General features: G+C 64.2%; 18 protein-coding genes. 9 read left to right on the forward strand and 9 right to left on the reverse strand.

All coding sequences use genetic code 11. The annotated features are described in order from the left end of the window. Window positions 1-28: 28 nt before the first annotated feature. The gene (locus BGK68_RS21550; protein ID WP_075258756.1) at window positions 29-1984 is read right to left on the reverse strand and encodes a PhoX family protein; all 1956 of its coding nucleotides are present in this window, start codon (window positions 1982-1984) and stop codon (window positions 29-31) included. 176 nt (window positions 1985-2160) lie between these two features. Here BGK68_RS21550 and prfB point away from each other — a divergent pair. The 6 genes from prfB to BGK68_RS21580 all read left to right on the forward strand — a co-directional run bounded on the left by prfB (window position 2161) and on the right by BGK68_RS21580 (window position 8232). Further along, window positions 2161-3265 (forward strand): peptide chain release factor 2 gene (prfB, locus tag BGK68_RS21555; protein WP_143433132.1). Its coding sequence is split into 2 segments (ribosomal slippage): window positions 2161-2241 and window positions 2243-3265, totalling 1104 coding nucleotides; the frame shifts between segments, so codons are not numbered across the junction. Between the two features lie 76 nt (window positions 3266-3341). Then, window positions 3342-4883, forward strand: coding sequence for a lysine--tRNA ligase (lysS, locus tag BGK68_RS21560; protein ID WP_075258757.1), 1542 nt, complete (start codon window positions 3342-3344; stop codon window positions 4881-4883). A gap of 258 nt (window positions 4884-5141) precedes the next feature. Then, complete coding sequence (locus BGK68_RS21565) at window positions 5142-5753, forward strand: glycine zipper 2TM domain-containing protein (protein ID WP_075258758.1); 612 nt, start codon at window positions 5142-5144, stop codon at window positions 5751-5753. 386 nt (window positions 5754-6139) lie between these two features. Then, the gene (locus BGK68_RS21570; protein ID WP_075258759.1) at window positions 6140-7051 is read left to right on the forward strand and encodes an alpha/beta hydrolase; all 912 of its coding nucleotides are present in this window, start codon (window positions 6140-6142) and stop codon (window positions 7049-7051) included. Window positions 7052-7156: 105 nt separating this feature from the next. Continuing rightward, window positions 7157-7675 (forward strand): DUF4118 domain-containing protein, encoded by a 519-nt coding sequence (locus tag BGK68_RS21575; RefSeq protein WP_075259945.1) that lies wholly within the window; start codon window positions 7157-7159, stop codon window positions 7673-7675. A 122-nt stretch (window positions 7676-7797) separates the two neighbouring features. Continuing rightward, window positions 7798-8232 (forward strand): response regulator, encoded by a 435-nt coding sequence (locus tag BGK68_RS21580; protein WP_075258760.1) that lies wholly within the window; start codon window positions 7798-7800, stop codon window positions 8230-8232. 11 nt (window positions 8233-8243) lie between these two features. Here BGK68_RS21580 and BGK68_RS21585 read toward each other — a convergent pair whose 3' ends face one another. Continuing rightward, window positions 8244-9161: a LysR family transcriptional regulator gene (locus BGK68_RS21585; protein ID WP_075258761.1), complete on the reverse strand. Its 918-nt coding sequence runs from the start codon at window positions 9159-9161 to the stop codon at window positions 8244-8246. Window positions 9162-9336: 175 nt separating this feature from the next. Between BGK68_RS21585 and argC the strand changes: the two genes are divergently transcribed. Then, window positions 9337-10266, forward strand: a complete 930-nt coding sequence (gene argC / locus BGK68_RS21590) for an N-acetyl-gamma-glutamyl-phosphate reductase (RefSeq protein ID WP_075258762.1) — start codon at window positions 9337-9339, stop codon at window positions 10264-10266. A 235-nt stretch (window positions 10267-10501) separates the two neighbouring features. Continuing rightward, on the forward strand, window positions 10502-10735 hold the full coding sequence (locus tag BGK68_RS21595; RefSeq protein WP_041310885.1) for a hypothetical protein: 234 nt from the start codon (window positions 10502-10504) through the stop codon (window positions 10733-10735). Window positions 10736-10756: 21 nt separating this feature from the next. On the opposite strand, the gene BGK68_RS21600 is transcribed toward BGK68_RS21595, so the two are convergent. Genes BGK68_RS21600 through BGK68_RS21625 form a run of 6 tightly spaced genes read right to left on the reverse strand, consistent with a single transcriptional unit; the run spans window position 10757 to window position 17155 of the window. Next, on the reverse strand, window positions 10757-11791 hold the full coding sequence (locus BGK68_RS21600; protein WP_075258763.1) for a TRAP transporter substrate-binding protein: 1035 nt from the start codon (window positions 11789-11791) through the stop codon (window positions 10757-10759). Window positions 11792-11841: 50 nt separating this feature from the next. Then, entirely contained in the window at window positions 11842-12966 is a 1125-nt protein-coding gene (locus BGK68_RS21605; RefSeq protein WP_075258764.1) for a zinc-dependent alcohol dehydrogenase family protein, read from the reverse strand. A 55-nt stretch (window positions 12967-13021) separates the two neighbouring features. Then, complete coding sequence (locus BGK68_RS21610; protein WP_075258765.1) at window positions 13022-13855, reverse strand: HpcH/HpaI aldolase/citrate lyase family protein; 834 nt, start codon at window positions 13853-13855, stop codon at window positions 13022-13024. Further along, on the reverse strand, window positions 13852-15051 hold the full coding sequence (locus tag BGK68_RS21615) for a CaiB/BaiF CoA transferase family protein (RefSeq protein WP_075258766.1): 1200 nt from the start codon (window positions 15049-15051) through the stop codon (window positions 13852-13854). The genes BGK68_RS21610 and BGK68_RS21615 overlap by 4 nt, the downstream gene beginning before the upstream one ends. 25 nt (window positions 15052-15076) lie before the next feature. Further along, entirely contained in the window at window positions 15077-16243 is a 1167-nt protein-coding gene (locus BGK68_RS21620) for an acyl-CoA dehydrogenase family protein (protein WP_075258767.1), read from the reverse strand. 51 nt (window positions 16244-16294) lie between these two features. Further along, entirely contained in the window at window positions 16295-17155 is an 861-nt protein-coding gene (locus tag BGK68_RS21625; protein WP_075258768.1) for an FAS1-like dehydratase domain-containing protein, read from the reverse strand. A gap of 205 nt (window positions 17156-17360) precedes the next feature. On the opposite strand from BGK68_RS21625, the gene BGK68_RS21630 reads away from it, so the two are divergent. Then, complete coding sequence (locus BGK68_RS21630; RefSeq protein WP_075258769.1) at window positions 17361-18326, forward strand: LysR family transcriptional regulator; 966 nt, start codon at window positions 17361-17363, stop codon at window positions 18324-18326. 5 nt (window positions 18327-18331) lie between these two features. On the opposite strand, the gene BGK68_RS21635 is transcribed toward BGK68_RS21630, so the two are convergent. After that, a complete protein-coding gene (locus BGK68_RS21635) occupies window positions 18332-19096 on the reverse strand; it encodes a sulfite exporter TauE/SafE family protein (RefSeq protein ID WP_075258770.1) in 765 nt (254 codons plus the stop codon). Window positions 19097-19101: the final 5 nt, after the last annotated feature.

Consider the following 19101-nt stretch of genomic DNA (forward strand, 5'->3'; position numbering starts at 1 on the left):
CCTGCCCTCGGGCGGCGGTGGGCCGGGCTCAGGCCTTGGCCGTGTACGGCAGGCCGGTCAGGTAGCCGACGGTGGCGCCGAAACGGTCCTTGTAGTTGGCGCGCACCAGCGGATCGAGGGTGTCCTTGACCTTGTCGTGCAAGCCCTTCTCCCAGTCGCCGGCATGCTGGAAATTGCTCATCACATAGGTCCAGCCATTGATCTCGTCGACCGCATGCAGGCCGGTCGATTCGGCACCCGCCGGGCAGGACAGCACGCGGGTGAGCGCCTTGGTATCGACGTTGTAGGCCCACAGGAAGTTGTTGACGTGCATGCCGCTGTCTTCGCCGATGAACAAGGTGCGCAGCTTTTCGGAAAACTTGATGTTGTCCGGATTGGCGATGTGCTCCTGGTCGGCCAGGTTGCCCAGGGCGTCCGGGGTCTTCAGGTCCACGCCCACCAGGGCGGCCGGCGGGGCCATGTCGATGGCCACCCATTCGCTGTCGATGGCGTTGCCACCGGCATCGCGCTGGCCGCCGCGCAGGTTCAGGGCGTACACCGCGCCAGCCTTGGGGCCTTCGACCTTGATGTGGCCGGAGCCGTTGAGCATGGAGGTCTGCACATAGGACATGGCCGAGTAGGCGATCTTGTCGCGGGCGTTGACGGTGGTGCCTTCCATCTTGGTGAAGCCCAGGCTGCCACCGGCCAGCGCCGCATAGCGGTGGGTTTCGAGGAAAGCGGCGGCCTTCTGCATGCCCGGCTTGACGCGCACCCAGTTGAACTTGCCATTGAACGGGATCTTGGAGAAGGAACCGTCAGCCGGATCGGTGGTGCGGATGTCCATGATGTCGGAGGCCTTGTAGCGGTCCGCCATGGCCTTGATCTCGGCGCTGGTGGCGCTGCCCAGGCGCACCCAGGACAGCTTGCCCGCGCCCGGGCCGACGCCCGAGACCTGCTCCCAGCGCGCCACATAGAGCGTGCCCGAAGACAGGTCGGCGGCGCGGTCGGCGATGAACATGAACAGGCCGCCGTTGGTGGCGTCGTCGCCCATGAGCACCGTGCGCTGGTCGGGCATGACCTGCACCAGTTCGTGCGAAATGCGGCCCAGGCAGTAGTGCTTCTTGATGGAGCCGGTGCCGTCCGGGTTGACCGTCACTTCCGGCAGGTGGCCGTAGTGGTAGGGGTTGGCGCGGCTCTCGTCGCCATACAGGTTCTTGCTGAAGGCCTTGAATTGCGGGTTGGAGGCGATGGCCGAGGCGTCCGGTTCATATTCTTCGGACGACAGGTGGGTATTCCAGGGCGACAGGCTGGCGCCGCAGGTGATCCACAGGCCGTTGACCTGCGAGGTATCGACATTGTGATACTGCACCAGCGACAGCTTGCCCGAGGACGGGTCCTGGTCCAGCGTCAGCACGGCAATCGGCGAGGGCAACTGGCCATACATGGCGGCCTGCTTCTGGTCGCGCGTGGTGTATTCGAATTGCACCACGGCAAACACCGCATTGCCCTTCACGCCCGGCACCTTGGCGCCGGCCACGGTCAAGAGCGAGGAGCCATCGGGGCAGTCCGAGAAGAACTGGCGCTCCTTGCCGGGCACCGAGCGGTCGATGATGGGCTGGTTGTTGATGTCCAGGTAGCCGCCTGCGAGGATGGTGCCGCCCTTGCCATCCGGCACCATGTCGCCGGTCATGAAGAAGGGCTGATAGGCCAGCTGGTAGCTTTGCTTGCTGCCGTCGGCAAAGGTCACTTCCAGGGCCGAGCCGACGGTGGTGGAAGCCATGGCTGCCGGGTTGGCCAGGGTCGGGGCCGGCATGCCGGTGAAGCGCGCCGAGGCGAAGGGCTTGCCCGCGCCCGGGGTGGCGCAGGCGGCCAGCAGAGCCGAGGCCGACAGGCCGCCGGTCAGCGGCAGCAGCGGGGCCGCGCCCAGGGCCTTGAGCAGGCTGCGGCGGCCGGCTTGCGGCTGGTCGGCGGCGGATTGGATGGCGGTGGGGGCAGGCTGTCTCATCGGGGATTCTCCGGTATTGGCTAGCAGGGTTCGGGCAGCGGCGGCGCTGCCGTCAGGAATTTGTCAGTCATACAAGCGCGCCGATGGTAGCGATGGAAAATGACAGGCGCGTGACGGGGATGAAACTGCCCTGCTCCTCTTGTATAATCCAAGGTTTGATCGCAAAAGAAACCATCATGGAAGCAGAACGCCTCAATTCCCTCCAATCCTTGCTCGACGACCTGGCCACCCGCGCCACCGAGCTACGGAGGTATCTTTGACTTCGATGTGAAGTCGGAGAAACTCGAGCAAGTCAACGCCGAACTGGAAGATCCCAACGTCTGGAACGACCAGAAGCGGGCCCAGGACCTCGGCAAGGAAAAGAAATCGCTGGAAGCGATCGTCCACACCCTCATCAAGATCGACAGCGAATTGACGGATGCGCGCGACCTCTTCGAGATGGCCCGCGAGGAAAAGGACGAAGACACCATCGTCGCCATCGAGGCCGATGCCGAGAACCTGAAGAAGCTGGTGGAAGACATGGAATTCCGCCGCATGTTCAGCGGCCCCATGGACGCCAACAACTGCTTCATCGACATCCAGGCCGGCGCCGGCGGCACCGAAGCCCAGGACTGGGCGTCCATGCTGCTGCGCCAATACCTGCGCTATTGCGAGCGCAAGGGCTTCAAGACCGAGATCCTGGAACAGTCCGATGGTGAAGTGGCCGGCATCAAGACCGCCACCATCAAGGTCGAGGGTGAATACGCCTATGGCTTCCTGCGCACTGAAACCGGTGTGCACCGCCTGGTGCGCAAGTCGCCCTTCGACTCGTCCAATGGCCGCCACACTTCCTTCTCCAGCCTGTTCGTCTACCCCGAAGTGGATGAATCCTTCGAGATCGAGATCAACCCGGCCGATGTGCGCGTCGATACCTACCGCGCTTCCGGCGCCGGTGGCCAGCACATCAACAAGACCGACTCCGCCGTGCGCCTCACGCACGCGCCCTCGGGCATCGTCGTGCAATGCCAGAACGACCGCAGCCAGCACCGCAACCGGGCCGAAGCCTGGGACATGCTGCGCGCCAAGCTGTTCGAACTGGAACTGCGCAAGCGCATGAGCGAGCAGCAGAAGCTGGAAGACTCCAAGACCGACGTCGGCTGGGGCCACCAGATCCGCTCCTACGTGCTGGACCAGTCCCGCATCAAGGACTTGCGCACCAACTTCGAAACCGGCAACACCAAGGCCGTGCTCGATGGCGACATCGACGACTTCATTGCGGCTTCGCTGAAACAGGGCGTCTGATGCAGCCCGGTCGCGTAGCACTGTTGCGCGACCGGACTTTCCCGGACCGACCGTTCAACCTTCAAGAATTCCAACCATGACCACGCAAAACACCCCCGCCGCCCAGCCGGCAGCCGACGAGAACAGCATCATCGCCGAGCGCCGCGCCAAGCTGGCGGCCATCCGCGAACAGGGCGTCGCCTTCCCCAACGATTTCCGTCCGGCCAACAATGCGGCCGACCTGCATGCCAAGTACGACGGTTTCGAGAACGAAGCCCTGGAAGCCGAACCGGTCACCGTCACCGTCGCCGGCCGCATGATGTTGAAGCGGGTCATGGGCAAGGCCGCTTTCGCCACCCTGCAGGACGCCTCGGGCGTGCGCGCCGACGGCCGCATCCAGCTCTACGTCACCCGCGACGTCACCGGCGAAGAAGCCATGGCCGCCTTCAAGCACTATGACCTGGGCGATATCCTGGGTGCCGAAGGCACGCTGTTCAAGACCAAGACCGGCGAACTGTCGGTCAAGGTCACCAAGCTCAAGCTCATCACCAAGTCGCTGCGCCCGCTGCCGGACAAGTTCCACGGCCTGGCCGACCAGGAAATGAAGTATCGCCAGCGCTACGTCGACCTGATCATGAGCGAAGAGACCCGCCGCACCTTCAAGGCGCGTACCGCGGCGATGTCGTCGATCCGCCGCTTCATGGAAACCCACGGCTTCATGGAAGTGGAAACCCCGATGCTGCACCCGATCCCGGGCGGCGCGGCGGCCAAGCCCTTCATCACCCACCACAATGCGCTGGACATGCAGATGTTCATGCGTATCGCTCCCGAGCTGTATCTGAAGCGCCTGGTGGTGGGCGGCTTCGAGCGCGTCTTCGAGATCAACCGCAACTTCCGTAACGAAGGCGTCTCGCCGCGTCACAACCCGGAATTCACGATGATGGAGTTCTACGCCGCCTACGTGGATTACCAGTGGCTGATGGGCTTCACCGAACAGGTGATCCGCCAGGCCGCCATCGATGCCCACGGCACCGCCGTGCTGAGCTACCAGGGTCGCGAGCTGGACCTGTCCAAGCCCTTTGACCGCCTAACCATCACCGGCGCGATCCTCAAGTACGCCCCGAACTACACCGAGGCGCAACTGGCCGACATCGACTTCCTGCGCACTGAACTGAAGAAGTTCGGCGTCAAGACCGACCAGGCTCCGCTGGCTGGCGCCGGCATCGGCGCGCTGCAGCTGGCGCTGTTCGAAGAGACCGCCGAGTCGCAACTGTGGAATCCGACCTACATCATCGACTACCCGGTCGAAGTCTCGCCGCTGGCGCGCGCTTCCGACACGGTGGCCGGCATCACCGAGCGCTTTGAACTCTTCATCACGGGCCGCGAGATCGCCAACGGCTTCTCCGAGCTGAATGACGCCGAAGACCAGGCCGCCCGCTTCCACGCCCAGGTGGCCGCCAAGGACGCCGGCGACGAAGAAGCCATGTACTACGACGCCGACTACATCCGCGCCCTGGAATACGGCATGCCGCCGGCCGGTGGCTGTGGCATCGGCATCGACCGCCTGATGATGCTCATCACCGACTCGCCCAATATCCGTGACGTGATCCTGTTCCCGCACCTGCGCCGCGAAGACTGATCTTCCGGTCCTACCTGACGCACCTGTCCGCATCCTTTCCGGATGCGGACTCCCCCCTTCCCCCCTCATTGCTGCCCTGCGTCCGGCCACGCTGCCAGCCGCAGGCATGATCACGCCGCAAACCCGCCGCCAACGGCAATGTTGGAACATTACAAGTTTTTACAACTGACACAAGATCGGGATTTTTTTTCCCCGATGACCACTCCATAATCCAGTCATCCACTCATCATCAACAAGATAACAACTAGAGAGGTCATCATGGAAACCAACAACGCAATCGTCAAATCTGAATCGAGCCGTCTGCATCCCCTGGTCGCCGGGGCGGCAGTGGCCGTGATCCTGGTCAGTCTCATCGGCGTAGCCGCCATGACGGGACTGCTGCCCAGCTCCAAGAGCGCCAATTCCCCGCAGCAACTGGCGGCGGTGGAACAGAATGCCGGCGCGATGAATCCGCAACAGGCGCCTGCTACCCGCCTGGCGCCGCAACAGGCGGCCTATCCGTCGCAGTCGGCAGAGGCCCCGCGTGCAGCCGCCGTCTGCAGCAGCTGCGGTGAAGTGGTCGCCGTGCGCGCCGTGCAACACACTCCCCAGACCAGCGGCGTAGGTATCGCCGGTGGTGCAGTGGTCGGCGGCCTGCTGGGCAACCAGATCGGCGGCGGTAATGGCCGTACCCTGGCCACCATCGCCGGCGCCGTCGGCGGCGGCTATGCCGGCAACATGGTCGAGAAGAACGTACGCACCACCACCAGCTATGTCGTGGATGTGCGCATGGACAACGGCAAGTCGCGCAGCTTCCCGCAAAGCGGCGCCAACTGGCGCGTGGGCGACCAGGTCCGTGTGGTCAACGGCCACCTGGAAAGCCGCGGCTGATCCTGCTCTCTCCCCTCAAGCCCTTCGCGCTTCGGCCCGAAGGGCTTTTTCTATTTCCGGCACTTTCCGGTGCTCTTTCTCGCAGGAAATCCCCCGCTGTCCACCAGATGCAGGATTACAACGTTACAAGACTATTGCAGCGTCATATTCCCACGCTCTGGAACGAACACCAGTAACATTGCATGAAAGCAAAAAAAGTTGTCATTCAAGGCTGACAAGCGACCGGTCGGACAGTTAGACTTTCGCAAAAAAATCATCCGCCCGGGACAGTAGCGGATTCGTCACAGGAAACAGAACGCATGCCAGCAATGCGACGGCCTGTCACGAAACGGGGGGCGAACGACTCGCCAGGCACGGGCTTGTAGCCTGCACGCTTTATTGAATTTATGGACTCTCTGTCATCCACTGACCATCCGGGGCCAGTCACACCGCCCCCCGCAGAAGACCGTCAAGGCGGCCCGCACAAGGATCATGCCGTCATCCTCTTGCACGGGCTGTGCGGCTCGCAACTGGAGATGGGCTCGATTCCCAAGCAGCTCAAGAAGGCCGGCTGTACCGTCATCCCCCTCAATATCGACAATTACTCGGCGGCGCTGACCAACCCGCGCGTCTCCCCGAATTGGGAAGAATGGTGCGCCGTGGTGGAAAGCCGGGTCGCACGCCTGAAGGAAGAATTCCGCACCGTCTCCCTGTGCGGGCTGTCCATGGGCGCCACGCTGGCCCTGGCCGTGGCCGCCCGCAGCAAGGAATTGCTGTCGGTGGTGCTGCTCTCGCCGGTGCTGCAATACGACGGCTGGTCGGTGCCCTGGTACTGGAAGCTGCTGACCGTGGTCTACGACCTGGGCATCCGCAACTGGTCCTACAAGGAAAGCGAACCCTACGGCATCAAGAACTTCGAAATGCGCCGCCGCGTGGCCAGCGCCCTGGAAAAGGATGGCGTGGCCGCCGTCGGCGCAGCCTCCATCCCGGCCCGCCACCTGCGCGCAGCGCTTCGCATGATCGACTACGTCAAGCAATCCCTGCCGCTGGTGCGCACCGATACCCTGATCATCCATTCCATCGACGACGAGACCGCGTCCCCGCGCAATGCCGAACAGATCCTGCAGTACATCAATGCCGAAGTGCGCAAGGTGGTCTGGCTGGGAGACTGCTATCACATCATTACCGTGGACAACGAGCGCGAGATCGTGACCAATGAAACCGTGATGTTCATCCGGCGCAGCATCGAGATGCATGGTCACGAATTCTCACGCAAGCACCTGGCGCATGCGTCGCCCCTGAAGGACAGGCGCGGCTGACATGCCAGGAAACAACACCCAGCGCATAAAACAAGCGCGGTAAGCCTTTTGACAGACTGGATTCTTAACATGAGCACATTGCGCAGCCTGGCAATGTAGATGAATATGCACACCACGCGTCACCATTCCAAAGCCATCATGAGCCTGATCCGACTGAAGAATGCCAGAAGCTGGCGTCCGCAGGGCTTCCGCCCCCTGTATGTGAGTGCCTTCGGGTTCGTCGCCGCCTTTGGCCTGCGTTATGCGCTGGCGCCGTTCGTGGAGGAATCGCTGTCGATGCTGTTCTTCGCGGTCAACTGCATCGTGATGAGCTATCTGTTCGGCTGCTTCTATGCGCTGGGGCTCCTGGCGGTGAGCATCCCGACGGCCATGTTCTTCTTCCGCAAGCCCTTCTACACCATGGATGGCCTCAACGACAAGGATCTCTTCCTGATCCTGGTCTACACCATCATCGTGGCGACCGCCTCCTTCATCATCGAATGGCTGCAACGCGAGCGCTATGCCGCGGTGCTGCAACAACGGGTCTCGGAAACCCGCTACCGCTTGCTGATCGAATCCGACCAGGCCCGCCGGGCCGAATATGCCAAGCAGTTCGAGGCCAGCAGCACCAGTGAGGCCAACTGAACCAGGCGCGCCAGCCAGGCCACCCTGGCTGCCCCCCCAAAAAAAACCTCCCTCAGGAAGTGCCTGATATCCAGCCAGCACCTGCTCTGCGAAGATGAGCTCATCAACGCAAGGAGGCCGCCATGGTGCAGTCACAACAACTTCCCCGCATCCTCATCATCGACGCCGATCTGGACGCCATCGAAACGGCCCGCTTCGCGCTCTGGCGCAGCCGCCTGCCCTGCCGTATCGAGTGGTTCGATGACGCCGAACTGGCCAACGCTTCGCTGCTGACCCAGGCGCTATGCCAACTGCGCGACCAGCCGACCCTGATCCTGCTGGATCCGCGCAATTTCCCCGGCACCGAAGGTTATGAATTGCTGCGCACCCTGTGCGTCTATCCGCAGCTGACGCAGATTCCGCTGGTCTTGTTCACGGCCTCGCCGATCTCCAGCGACTTCGCTGCCGAACAGGACAACCGCATCTGGTACGCCGCCAAACCCGCCCGTGCCGCCGATTACATGGACCTGGTCACGCGCTGCGTGCAGCAACGGCTCAAGCAGCCCGAGATGCACTGAGCTGGCCCGCATCAGCCCGCCGCCTTAGACTGACGCAGTTGCTTCAAGGCCCATAATGCCTCCAGCACGTGCCGGGTAGCCGGCTCGGGCTGGCCGGTCCGGTGGGCGATGCCCAGCGGCCGCCATAGCGCCGGACGCAGGGGTCGCATGACAATGCGCGGATCCAGCGCCACCGCCGCCGCCTGGGCGCTGGCTTCATGTGGCAGCAGGGTCGCGCCATAGCCCGCCCCCACCAGACTCTTGATCGCATCATTGAAATTGAGCTGGATGCGCGCCGCCGGATGCTCGCCCCCGCGGGCAAACCATTCCGTGGTCAGGCGCGAGAGCCGGGTCTCGGGTGCATTGAGGATCAGCGGCTGCGCCGCCAGCCAGGCCGGCGTGACCACACGCGGCGCACGCCAGGATGCCGGCAGGAAAGCCATCACCGGATCACGGCGCCAGGGCTGCACCGTCAAGCCCGCCACCGGCGCCTGGGGCAAGGCCACCAGGCCGATATCGAGTGCGCCGGCAGCCAGCCGCGCCAGGGTTTCCTGCGAGGTCAGCACCATCACCTGGACGTCAATGCCCGGATGGCTGCGGCCCAGTTGCTCCAGCGCCTGCGGCAACAGATAGGCGATGGCCCCGGTGGAAGCCCCCAGCCGCACCCTTCCCGCCAATCCCTGCACTTGCCGCCCCACTTCTTCCAGCGCCTGGTCGGCCGCCGCCAGCAATTGCCGGGCGCGGGCGATGAGGGTCTCGCCGATGCCCGAAGGCCGCACCTGGGCGCGCTGGCGCAACAGCAGCGGCGCGCCGATGCGCTCTTCCAGTTCACTGATGTGCAGGCTCACCGTAGGCGGAGCCAGGTGCAGTTCGCGCGCGGCAGCGGCAAAGGAACCCAGGTCGGCAATGGCGACCAGGGTGCGCAGGCGGTCCAGGCTGAGTTCACGCATGGGGGCTCCGGGGCAATGGGATCGTTCAGAAAAACTGAACCATGGCTTTGGGATATTCAACTTTTGCAATTATACGGTTTGTCGCAAGATACCCCGCATGCACTCAATACACTGCATACGCGGTATCGGTAACGCGCCTGGCCGAACTTCCCCGGCGCATCTTCTGGACAATCCCATGAGCACACTCCCCCTGATCTTCATCGATGGCGACCAAGGCACCACCGGTCTGCAGATCCATGAACGCCTGCGCGGTCGCCAGGACCTGCGCGTGCTGACCCTGCCCTCGGCTGAACGCAAGGATGCACAGCGCCGCGCCGAGGCCATCAACAGCGCCGACATCGCCCTGCTCTGCCTGCCCGACGCGGCCGCCCGCGAGGCCGTCGCCATGATCACCAATCCGCGTGTGCGCGTCATCGATGCCAGCTCGGCCCATCGCACCAGCCCCGATTGGGTCTACGGCTTTCCCGAAATGGCCGCCGGCCAGGCCGAGGCCATCGCCACGGCCCAGCGCGTGAGCAACCCCGGCTGCTATCCCACCGGCACGATTGCCCTGTTGCGTCCGCTGGTGCAGGCGGGCCTGGTGCCGGCAGACTATCCGCTGAACATTCACGCGGTATCGGGCTATTCAGGCGGGGGCCGCGCCCAGGTCGAGCAGTACGAGGGGGCCGAAGCGGCCCATGCCGCGCCCTTCGTCACCTATGGACTGGGCCTGCAGCACAAGCATCCGCCGGAAATGCAATTGCACGCCGGCCTCTCGCAACGTCCGCTGTTCGTGCCGTCCTATGGCGCGTTCCGCCAGGGCATCGTCGTCACCATCGCACTGCAGTCGCGGCTGCTCCCGGCCCAGGCCAGCCTGGAACGGCTGCGCGCCACACTGCAGGCGCATTACGACGGCGCGCACTATGTCACGGTACTGGATGCAGCGCAAAGCGAGAGCACCACGCAGCTCGACCCGACCCGCCACAACCACAGCAATCACATGAGCCTGGGGGCGTTCGGCCATGCCGGACATGGACATATCCTGCTGTGCGCAGTGTTCGACAACCTCGGCAAGGGCGCCTCGGGGGCTGCGGTGCAGAACCTGGATCTGATGCTTGCCCGCTGACCAAATCACCGACTCGCATCTGGCGAAGAAGCTCATGCATGGATTGCGCGCCATGCATGAGCCCTGAGGCCATGCACCCTTCATTGAAAGAGGATCGACTCGTAAAGCGATGTAAAGAAGACAAAGGCAATCCGGCAAAATGCCGCAGGCTGTGGCATCATGCCAGCCTGATTCGCCAACTGACTGCTGGCGACGGTAGCCCTCAAGAGCCGCCGCCGCCCCGCTTCGAAGCAAGATGTCCACCACCTTAGGCGCAATAGCCTGCAAGTATCTCGACGCCACCATCAAGCTGACCCCGGTATTACGTACTGACGGCAAGTGGACGGCGTTCGTCCATATCGACTTTCCTGACCGCAGCACCCACGAGTTCGGCGACTTCAAGCCCGGCAACTCCAAGATGGAAGCGCTGCAGAACGCCGTGACCGCTGCCGAGCAGTATGTGGTGACGCACAAGAAGAAGAAAAAATAAGCCGCCCGGCAGCCGCCGCGCTCAGTTCATCTTCACGCCCGCCGCCTCGCTCTCCTTGTAGATGGCCTCGATGAGGTCCGCCCCTACGCGCGAGGCCATGCTCTTGTGCACCGGCAGCAGTGCGCGCCGCCACTCGGCCTTTTCCTGCTCGCTCAGGGTATAGACGCGGGTCTTGCCGCTGGCCTTGATGGCGGCCAGGGCGTCGTCGTTTTCCTTCTGGGCGATGGTGTTGGCGTAGAGCGTGGCTTGCTTCATGGCCGCCTCGAGCTGGCTGCGGATGTCCGCCGGCAGCGCTTCCCAGAACTTCTTGTTGACGATGACCGCATAGCCGATATAGCCATGGTCCGATACCGTCAGGTTGGACTGCACCTCGTGCATCTTCTGCGTGTAGACATTGGAAGGCGTGTTCTCGCTGCCATCGACCACCCCGGTCTGCATGGCCTGATAGACCTCCGAGAAGGCCAGCACCTGCGGATTGGCCTTGAGGGCGCGGAACTGTTCATCGAGCACCTTGGAAGACTGGATGCGCATCTTCAGCGCGCGGAAGTCGGCGACCTTGTGCAAGGGCCGGTTGGCGGTCATCACCTTCATGCCGTTATCCCAATAGGCCAGCCCCTTGATGCCCTTGCCTTCCAGCTTCTGGAACAAGCCCTGTCCGATCGGCCCTTCGGTGACACGCTTGAGCACCGCCTTGTCGGGAAAGATATAGGGCAGGTCGAAGACCTCGAACTCCCTCGCCCCCAGCGGCCCGAACTTGGCCAGCGACGGCGCCAGCATCTGCACCGATCCCAGCTGCAAGGCCTCCAGCTCTTCCTTGTCCTTGTAGAGGGTGCTGTTGGGATAGACCTCGACCTTGACGCGTCCCTGGGTGGCCTTCTCGGCCAGTTCCTTGAAACGTTCGGCGCCCTTGCCCTTGGGCGTGTCGTTGGCCACCACGTGACTGAACTTGATGATGATGGGTTGCTGGGGCTGCTGGGCCAGCGCCGCGTGATGCGGCAGGCCCAGCGTGACGAGGGCGCAGGCAGCCAGGGCGGTGCGCAGCGGGAGGATGGTCATGCGTGTCTCCTTATGGTGAAGCCCGGAGCCGATGACCTCAGCCCCGTGCGTTAAAAGACGATCAGGTCGCGCAAGCCCTCGCCGCCGTGCAGGCGGTCAAAGCCGCGATTGATGTCGGCCAGCGCCAGGCGCTCGCCCATGAGCTTGTCCACCGGCAGCTTGCCGGCCTGGAACAGGCCGATGTAGCGCGGGATGTCGCGCACAGGCACGCAGGAACCGATGTAGCTGCCCTTGACGGTGCGCTCCTCGGCCACCAGGCTGACCTGCTGCAAGGCCCAGTGCTGGCCGGGTGCCGGCAGGCCGGCCGTGACGGTCATGCCGCCGCGCCGGGTCATGCGGTAGGCCGCTTCCATGGCCTGGACCGATCCGGCCATTTCGAAGGCGTAATCCACCCCGCCCCTGGTGAGCGCCCTGACCTTCTCGACCGCATCCGGATCGCGGGCATTGACCGTGGCCGTCGCCCCCAGCGAGCGCGCCAGCGCCAGCTTGCTGTCATGCAGGTCCACCGCAATGACCTCGCGCGCGCCCGAGGCCAGCGCCCCCAGCATCGCGCACAGGCCCACGCCGCCCAGGCCCAGCACGGCGGCCGTGGTGCCGGCCTTGACTTCAGCCGTGTTGACCGCCGCCCCCACGCCAGTGAGCACGGCGCAACCAAACAGCGCCGCCTGGACCGGGTCGATATCGGCCTCGATCTTCACGCAGGAACGGCGCGATACCACGGCGTGATCGGCAAAGGCCGACACACCTAGGTGGTGATGCACCGGCTGCGTCTTGTCACGCAGACGGCGCTGGCCCGACAGCAGCTCGCCCACCGTATTGGTCGCCGCGCCCGGCTCGCACAGCGCGGGCCTGCCTTCCATGCAAGGCAGGCAATGGCCGCAGCTGGGCACGAACACCAGCACCACCAGATCGCCCGCCCGTAAATCGGTCACACCGCTCCCCACCTCCACCACCTCGGCCGAGGCCTCGTGGCCCAAGGCCATCGGCACCGGACGCGGACGCACACCCGTGATGACCGACAGGTCCGAATGGCACAGGCCGGCCGCCTTCATCCTGACCAGCACTTCGCCGGGGCCGGGCGGATCCAGATCGAGTTCTTCGATCTTCAGTGGCTGGCTCACGGCGAATGGATGCGCATCGCTCATTTCGCGCAACACGGCGGCCTGGATTTTCATGGTGTCGTCTCCCTGATGGTTGGAAAACGCCTAGATTACACGAGCACTGCCAAGCTCATTCATGCAGCGCCCCCACCTGCCGCAGAAACTGCTCGGCTTGCAGGATCAAGGGCCGGTCTATCATCCTGCCCTTGAGCGAAATGGCGCCGCCATCACTGGCCCGCACCGCCGCCATCACCTCAGCCGCCCAGGCCAGCTCCTGCTCGCTGGGCAGGAAGCCGCGCCGGACCACCTCGACCTGGCGCGGATGGATGCACAGCTTTGCGCCAAAGCCCAATCGCCGCGCCCGCTGCACCATGCGCGCCAGCAGGGCTTCATCATCAAAGCCAGGCGTGACGCCATCGACCGGCGCGGCGATACCGGCCAGGCGCGAAGCCAGCACCATCTCCACCCGCAGGGACAACAACTCCTCTTCTTCTGGACCGCACTGCATGCCCAGGTCGAGCTGGGCGTCGATGGAACCGAAGGCCAGCCGCTGCACGCCCGGCACGGCGGCGATCTGGCGCATGGCGGCCAGGCCAGCGGCGCTTTCGATGAGCGCGATCAATCCTGATCCGGGCCGCAGTACGCCAGCCACGGCGCCGACCCCTGCCGCATCTTCCGCCTTGGGCAGGACGATGCCCGCTACCGGCAGTGCAGAAAACGTCAACAGGTCCTGATCGTGCCAGACCGTATCGGCGGCGTTGATGCGCACCCACAGGCGCGCCTGCGACGCCTGCCCGCCCGGCCCCGCCAGCCAGCGCGATAGGGTCTCCCGCGCGGCTTCCTTGTACGGCGCGGCCACCGCATCTTCCAGATCGACGATGACCGCATCGGCGCCGCTATCGAGCGCTTTGGCATAGCGCTCCGGACGGTTGGCCGGAACGAAGAGATAGCTGCTGGCGATCACACCGCGCCCCGCTCGCGCAAGGCCGCGATCTGCCCGGCCTCATAGCCCAGCGACGACAGGATGGCATCGGTATGCTGGCCCAGCGCGGGAATGGCCTCCATGCGGTATTCATAGCTGTCATTGGCCCCAGGTGGCAGCAGCGCCGCCACCTTGCCCACCGGGGTATCGACCTCGGTCCAGCGCTGGCGCGCCGCCAGTTGCGGGTGCTGCCACAGCTCCTGCATGGTATTGACGCGGGCATTGGCGATCTGCGCCTGATCCAGCCGCGCCGCCACCTGCTCGGCGCTGAGCCCGGCGAAGACGTCCAGGATCCGCTGCCGCAGGACGTCGCGATGCTCATGCCGGCGCGCATTGCTGGAAAAGCGCTCATCGCTGGCCAGCGCCGCATCCTGCAGCACCTGCTCGCAGAAGACCTTCCACTCCCGCTCGTTCTGCAAGCCCAGCATCACCGTCTTGCCGTCTCCCGCCCTGAACGGTCCATAGGGATAGATGGTGGCGTGTTCGGCGCCACTGCGCAGCGGCGCGCTGGCGCCCTGGTAGGCGTAATACAGCGGAAAGCTCATCCACTCGGCCAGCGACTCCAGCATGGACAGGTCGATGTGGCTGCCGCGCCCCTCGCGCCCCTCACGCCCGCGCTTGATCAGCGCGGCCAGGATGTTGGAGTAGGCATACATGCCGGCGGCAATGTCGGCAATCGAGCAGCCGGCCTTGACCACATCATCCTGCGTCCCCGTGACCGAGAGGAAGCCGGCTTCGCTCTGGATCAGCAGGTCATAGGCCTTCTTGTCGCGATAGGGACCATCCTCGCCATAGCCGGAGATGTCGCAGACGATCAGGCGCGGATGTCTGGCCTGCAAGGCCTGCGCCGACAATCCCAGCCCGGCGGCTGCGCCTGGCGCGAGGTTCTGCACCAGCACATCGGCTTCCTGCAGCAGCAGGTCGATGATGCGCCTGCCCTCCTCGTCTTTCAGGTTCAGGGTCAGGCTTTCCTTGGAACGATTGGTCCAGACGAAATGCGACGACAAGCCATTGACGCGGCTGTCATAGCCCCGCGCAAAATCGCCCACCCCAGGCCGCTCGATCTTGATCACCCGCGCCCCCAGATCGGCCAGCTGGCGGGTGCAGAACGGTGCAGCGATGGCGTGTTCCAGGCTGATGACGGTAATGCCCTCCAGCGGGCGGTCGGATGGCGACATGGCGTGTCCTGATAGCGGGGTCGGTTCAGAAGGAGCGCGGCAAGCCCAGCACATGCTCGGCCACGTAAGAGAAAATCAAGTTGGTCGAAATCGGCGCGACCTGGTAAAGCCGCGTCTCGCGGAACTTGCGCTCGACATCGTATTCGCAGGCGAATCCAAACCCGCCATGCGTCTGCAGGCAGACATTGGCCGCCTCCCAGGCGGCCTTGGCGGCCAGGTACTTGGCCATGTTGGCCTGAGCGCCGCAGCTCTGCTGCGCATCGAAGAGCGCACAGGTTTGGTAGCGCATCAGGTTGGCCGCCTCGACCTCGATGTAGGCTTCCGCCAGCGGAAACTGCACACCCTGGTTCATGCCGATGGGCCGATCAAAGACCACGCGCTCGCGGGCATACTGCGTGGCCTTGTCGATGAACCAGTAGCCATCACCGATGCACTCGGCGGCAATGAGCGTACGCTCGGCGTTGAGCCCATCGAGGATGTAGCGAAAGCCGCGCCCCTCCTCACCGATCAGGTTCTCGGCCGGAATCTCCAGGTTGTCGAAGAAGAGCTCATTGGTCTCATGGTTGACCATGTTGAGGATGGGCCGCACCTCCATCCCATGTCCGATGGCCTCTTTCAGATCGACCAGGAAGATGGACATGCCCTCGGACTTCCTGCTCACCTGCTCCAGCGGCGTAGTGCGCGCCAGCAGGATCATCAGGTCGGAGTGCTGCACCCGTGAGATCCACACCTTCTGGCCATTGATCACATAGCGATCCCCCTTCTTCACCGCCACCGTCTTGATGCGCGTGGTATCGGTGCCGGTGGTGGGCTCGGTCACGGCCATCGATTGCAGGCGCAATTCGCCGCTGGCGATACGCGGCAGATAGCGCTGTTTCTGCTCCGGCGAACCATGGCGCAGGAGCGTTCCCATGTTGTACATCTGGCCGTGACACGCGCCCGAATTGCCACCGGTGCGGTTGATCTCTTCCATGATGACCGAGGCTTCCGTCAGGCCCAGGCCGGAGCCACCATATTCCTGCGGGATCAGCGCGGCCAGCCAGCCGGCCTTGGTGAGGGCGTCGACGAACTGCTCGGGGTAGCCGCGCGCCTCGTCGATCTTGCGCCAGTATTCGGGCGGAAAGGTCTTGCACAGGTCGCGCACGGCGTCGCGCAGGTCGGCATGAGAATCGGAAGCGGTCGGATAAGACATGCAGGCAACTCCACAACAGATAAATGATTTATATCGTTTGACTCAAACGTTCTACTCAAGCGTGGCCTCGGCCTGCATGGCCAGCTCGCCGCGCTCGTTCTGCGCCCACAGCGCCACGTGCTTTCCATCGGCAGAGGGCTTGCCGCAGAGCGTGAAGGCTTCGGTATCGAAGAGGCTGCCCACCGCACGGAAATCGAATGCCCGCAACACCGCCTGCGGCATCTGCCGCGCCAGCAGATCGGCCAGCAAGGTGGCGATCAGCGGCCCATGGACGATCAGGCCGGGATAGCCCTCCACCCCGGTCACGTAACTGCGGTCGTAATGGATGCGATGGCCATTGAAGGTCAAGGCCGAATAGCGGAACAGCAGCACCGGATCCGGCACGATGCGGCGCGACCATAGCGCATCGGTCGGCGCGGCTTGCAGTGGCACCGGGGCGGCGCCCGGTTGCGGCAGCTCGCGATAGACGATGTCATGCTCCTCCGTCATGCAGGTCTGGCCGGCATGGCTGATGGTGTGATGGACAGTGACGAAGGCCAGCGCGCCGGTGCGCCCAAGCTTGGCGTCGACGCTGGCGATGCGCGAATGCCTGGTCGCCATTACACCAATCGGCAGGGCTGCCGCAAAGCGCAGGCGGCCACCCGCCCACATGCGGCGTGGCAATGGCACCGGCGGCAGGAAGCCACCGCGCTGCGCATGACCATCCGGCCCAGTCTCGGACTGGCGGCAGACATTCCAGAAATAGATCCAGTGCCACAAGGGCGGCAAGCCCTCACCCGCAACGGGGCGACGCGGACCATCCAGCGTCGCCGCCAGCGCGGCGGCCATGGCCGGATGAAGGTGATCGTGTCGGGTTTCGCTCTTGTCCAGCCACTGCCGCAGCAGGGTCAGGTCGAGATCGGGAGAGGCCATGTGTTCGCGCCATAGAGTGATGAACTGGCCCTCAGTGTGTGGCCGCGATGACGCGTGAACAATCTGTATTTTTCGAAGGGGGGCTTGGGCAGAACTGAAGTCAGGAAGCTGTCGCGGGTGTGGCAGCGCAGCACGCAAAGTCTGCGACAGGCCCATGATTGGGCGTAAGATGGGCAGCTCTTCATCCAGCTCCAGTGGAGACGCCATGCTGTTCGACCTGACCGACCTGCGCCTGTTCATACTCATCGCCGAACACAACAGCCTCACCCGCAGCGCCGAGCGCATGAACCTCTCGCTGGCCGCCACCAGCAACCGCATCAAGGAACTGGAGACACGCTTCGGCACCCGCCTGCTCTATCGCGAGAGCAAGGGCGTGCAACTGACCCCGGCCGGTCACACGCTGCTGCATCATGCCCAGCAGTTCATGCAGCAGGTCGAGCATCTCAAGAGCGACATGCAGCAGTACAACAACGGCATCAAGGGCTACATCCGCATCTTTGCCAACACCACCGCCGTGACCGAGTTCATGCCGGAGATCCTGGGCAAGTTCCTGGCGCGCCATCCCCAGGTCAATGTGGCGCTGGAAGAGCGCCTGAACCACGACATCCTGCGCGGCATCCAGGAAGGGACGGCCGACATCGGCATCGTCGCCGGCCCCGTGCAGGGCGATGGCTTGCAGATATTGAATTTCTCCACCGACCGGCTGGTGCTGGCCACCGCGCTGGAACACCCGTTGGCCGGCTCCGCCAGCCTGCCCTTCATCCAGACGCTGGAGTACGAGCATATCGGCCTGCATGAAGGCAGCACCCTGCATCACTTCCTCAGCAAGATCGTGGCCGAGAACGGCCAGCGGCTCAAGCTGCGCATCCAGGTCCGCAGCTTCGAAGCCATGTGCCGCATGATCGAGACCAACGTGGGCATCGGCATCCTGCCGCGCTCGGCGGCGCAGCGGCATCAGCAGACCATGCAGTTGTCGGTGGTGGAACTGAGCGATCCCTGGAGCGTACGCGAGCGCAGCATGGTGGTGCAGGATATCGACACCCTCTCACCGCATGCCCGCAACCTGGTCGAGTTCATCCGTGAACAGACGGCACAGGGCGCGGAAGACGACTCACTTGTGCCCGGCGCCACGCCGCCCCCGGCCAAGGCCGGATCAGGCAAGAGCGCCTGAGCGGCCTATCCGCCCACCATCATCCACACCGACAGCAACAGCAGCGCCCCGCAGAAGAGAATGCGCAAACGCCGCTCAGGCAAGTGATGGGCCAGCGCCACGCCCCAGGAAATGCTGAGCACCCCACCCAAGGCCATCGGAATGCCGACCGCCCAATCGACATGGCCGGCATGGGCATAGGTCCACAGCGCCACCAGCGTCCCCGGTGTGACCATGGCCAGTCCCAGTCCTTGCGCTGCGGTCTGGGTCATGCCGAAGAAGGCGGTGAGCAGCGGCACCGCCACGATGGCCCCGCCCACGCTGAAGAAACCCGCCGACGCCCCCGCCGAGAGTCCCACGAAAGGAATCCAGCGACGTACCAGCACGACCGGCCGCACCACCGTCGGCGATCTGCGCAGCAAGGTCCACAGGTAATACAGCGCCAGCACGGCCATGAAGACCGCGAAACAGAAATGCAGGCTGCGCGCATCGATGGCCGTTGCCAGCCGCGCCGAGAAATACGTCGCCACCACGGCCGGCGCACACATCATGGCGGCCGTGCTCCACTCGATCTTGTTGCGTTGCTTGTAGCGCCAGAAGGCGATGACCACATTGGGCACGATCATCACCAGCGACGTGCCCTGCGCCAATTGCTGGTCCATACCGTAGAGGTAGCCCAGCACCGGGATGGCGATCAGGCCGCCGCCGATGCCGAACAGACCGCCCATCGCCCCCAGCAGGCCGCCCAGCAGGAAGTTGATTACGCCAGAGAAAAACAGAGAAGCCGTCATGAGTG

Origin of the sequence: Herbaspirillum camelliae, from assembly GCF_001929405.1 — a bacterium.
GTDB classification, from domain to species: Bacteria; Pseudomonadota; Gammaproteobacteria; order Burkholderiales; family Burkholderiaceae_D; genus Herbaspirillum; species Herbaspirillum seropedicae.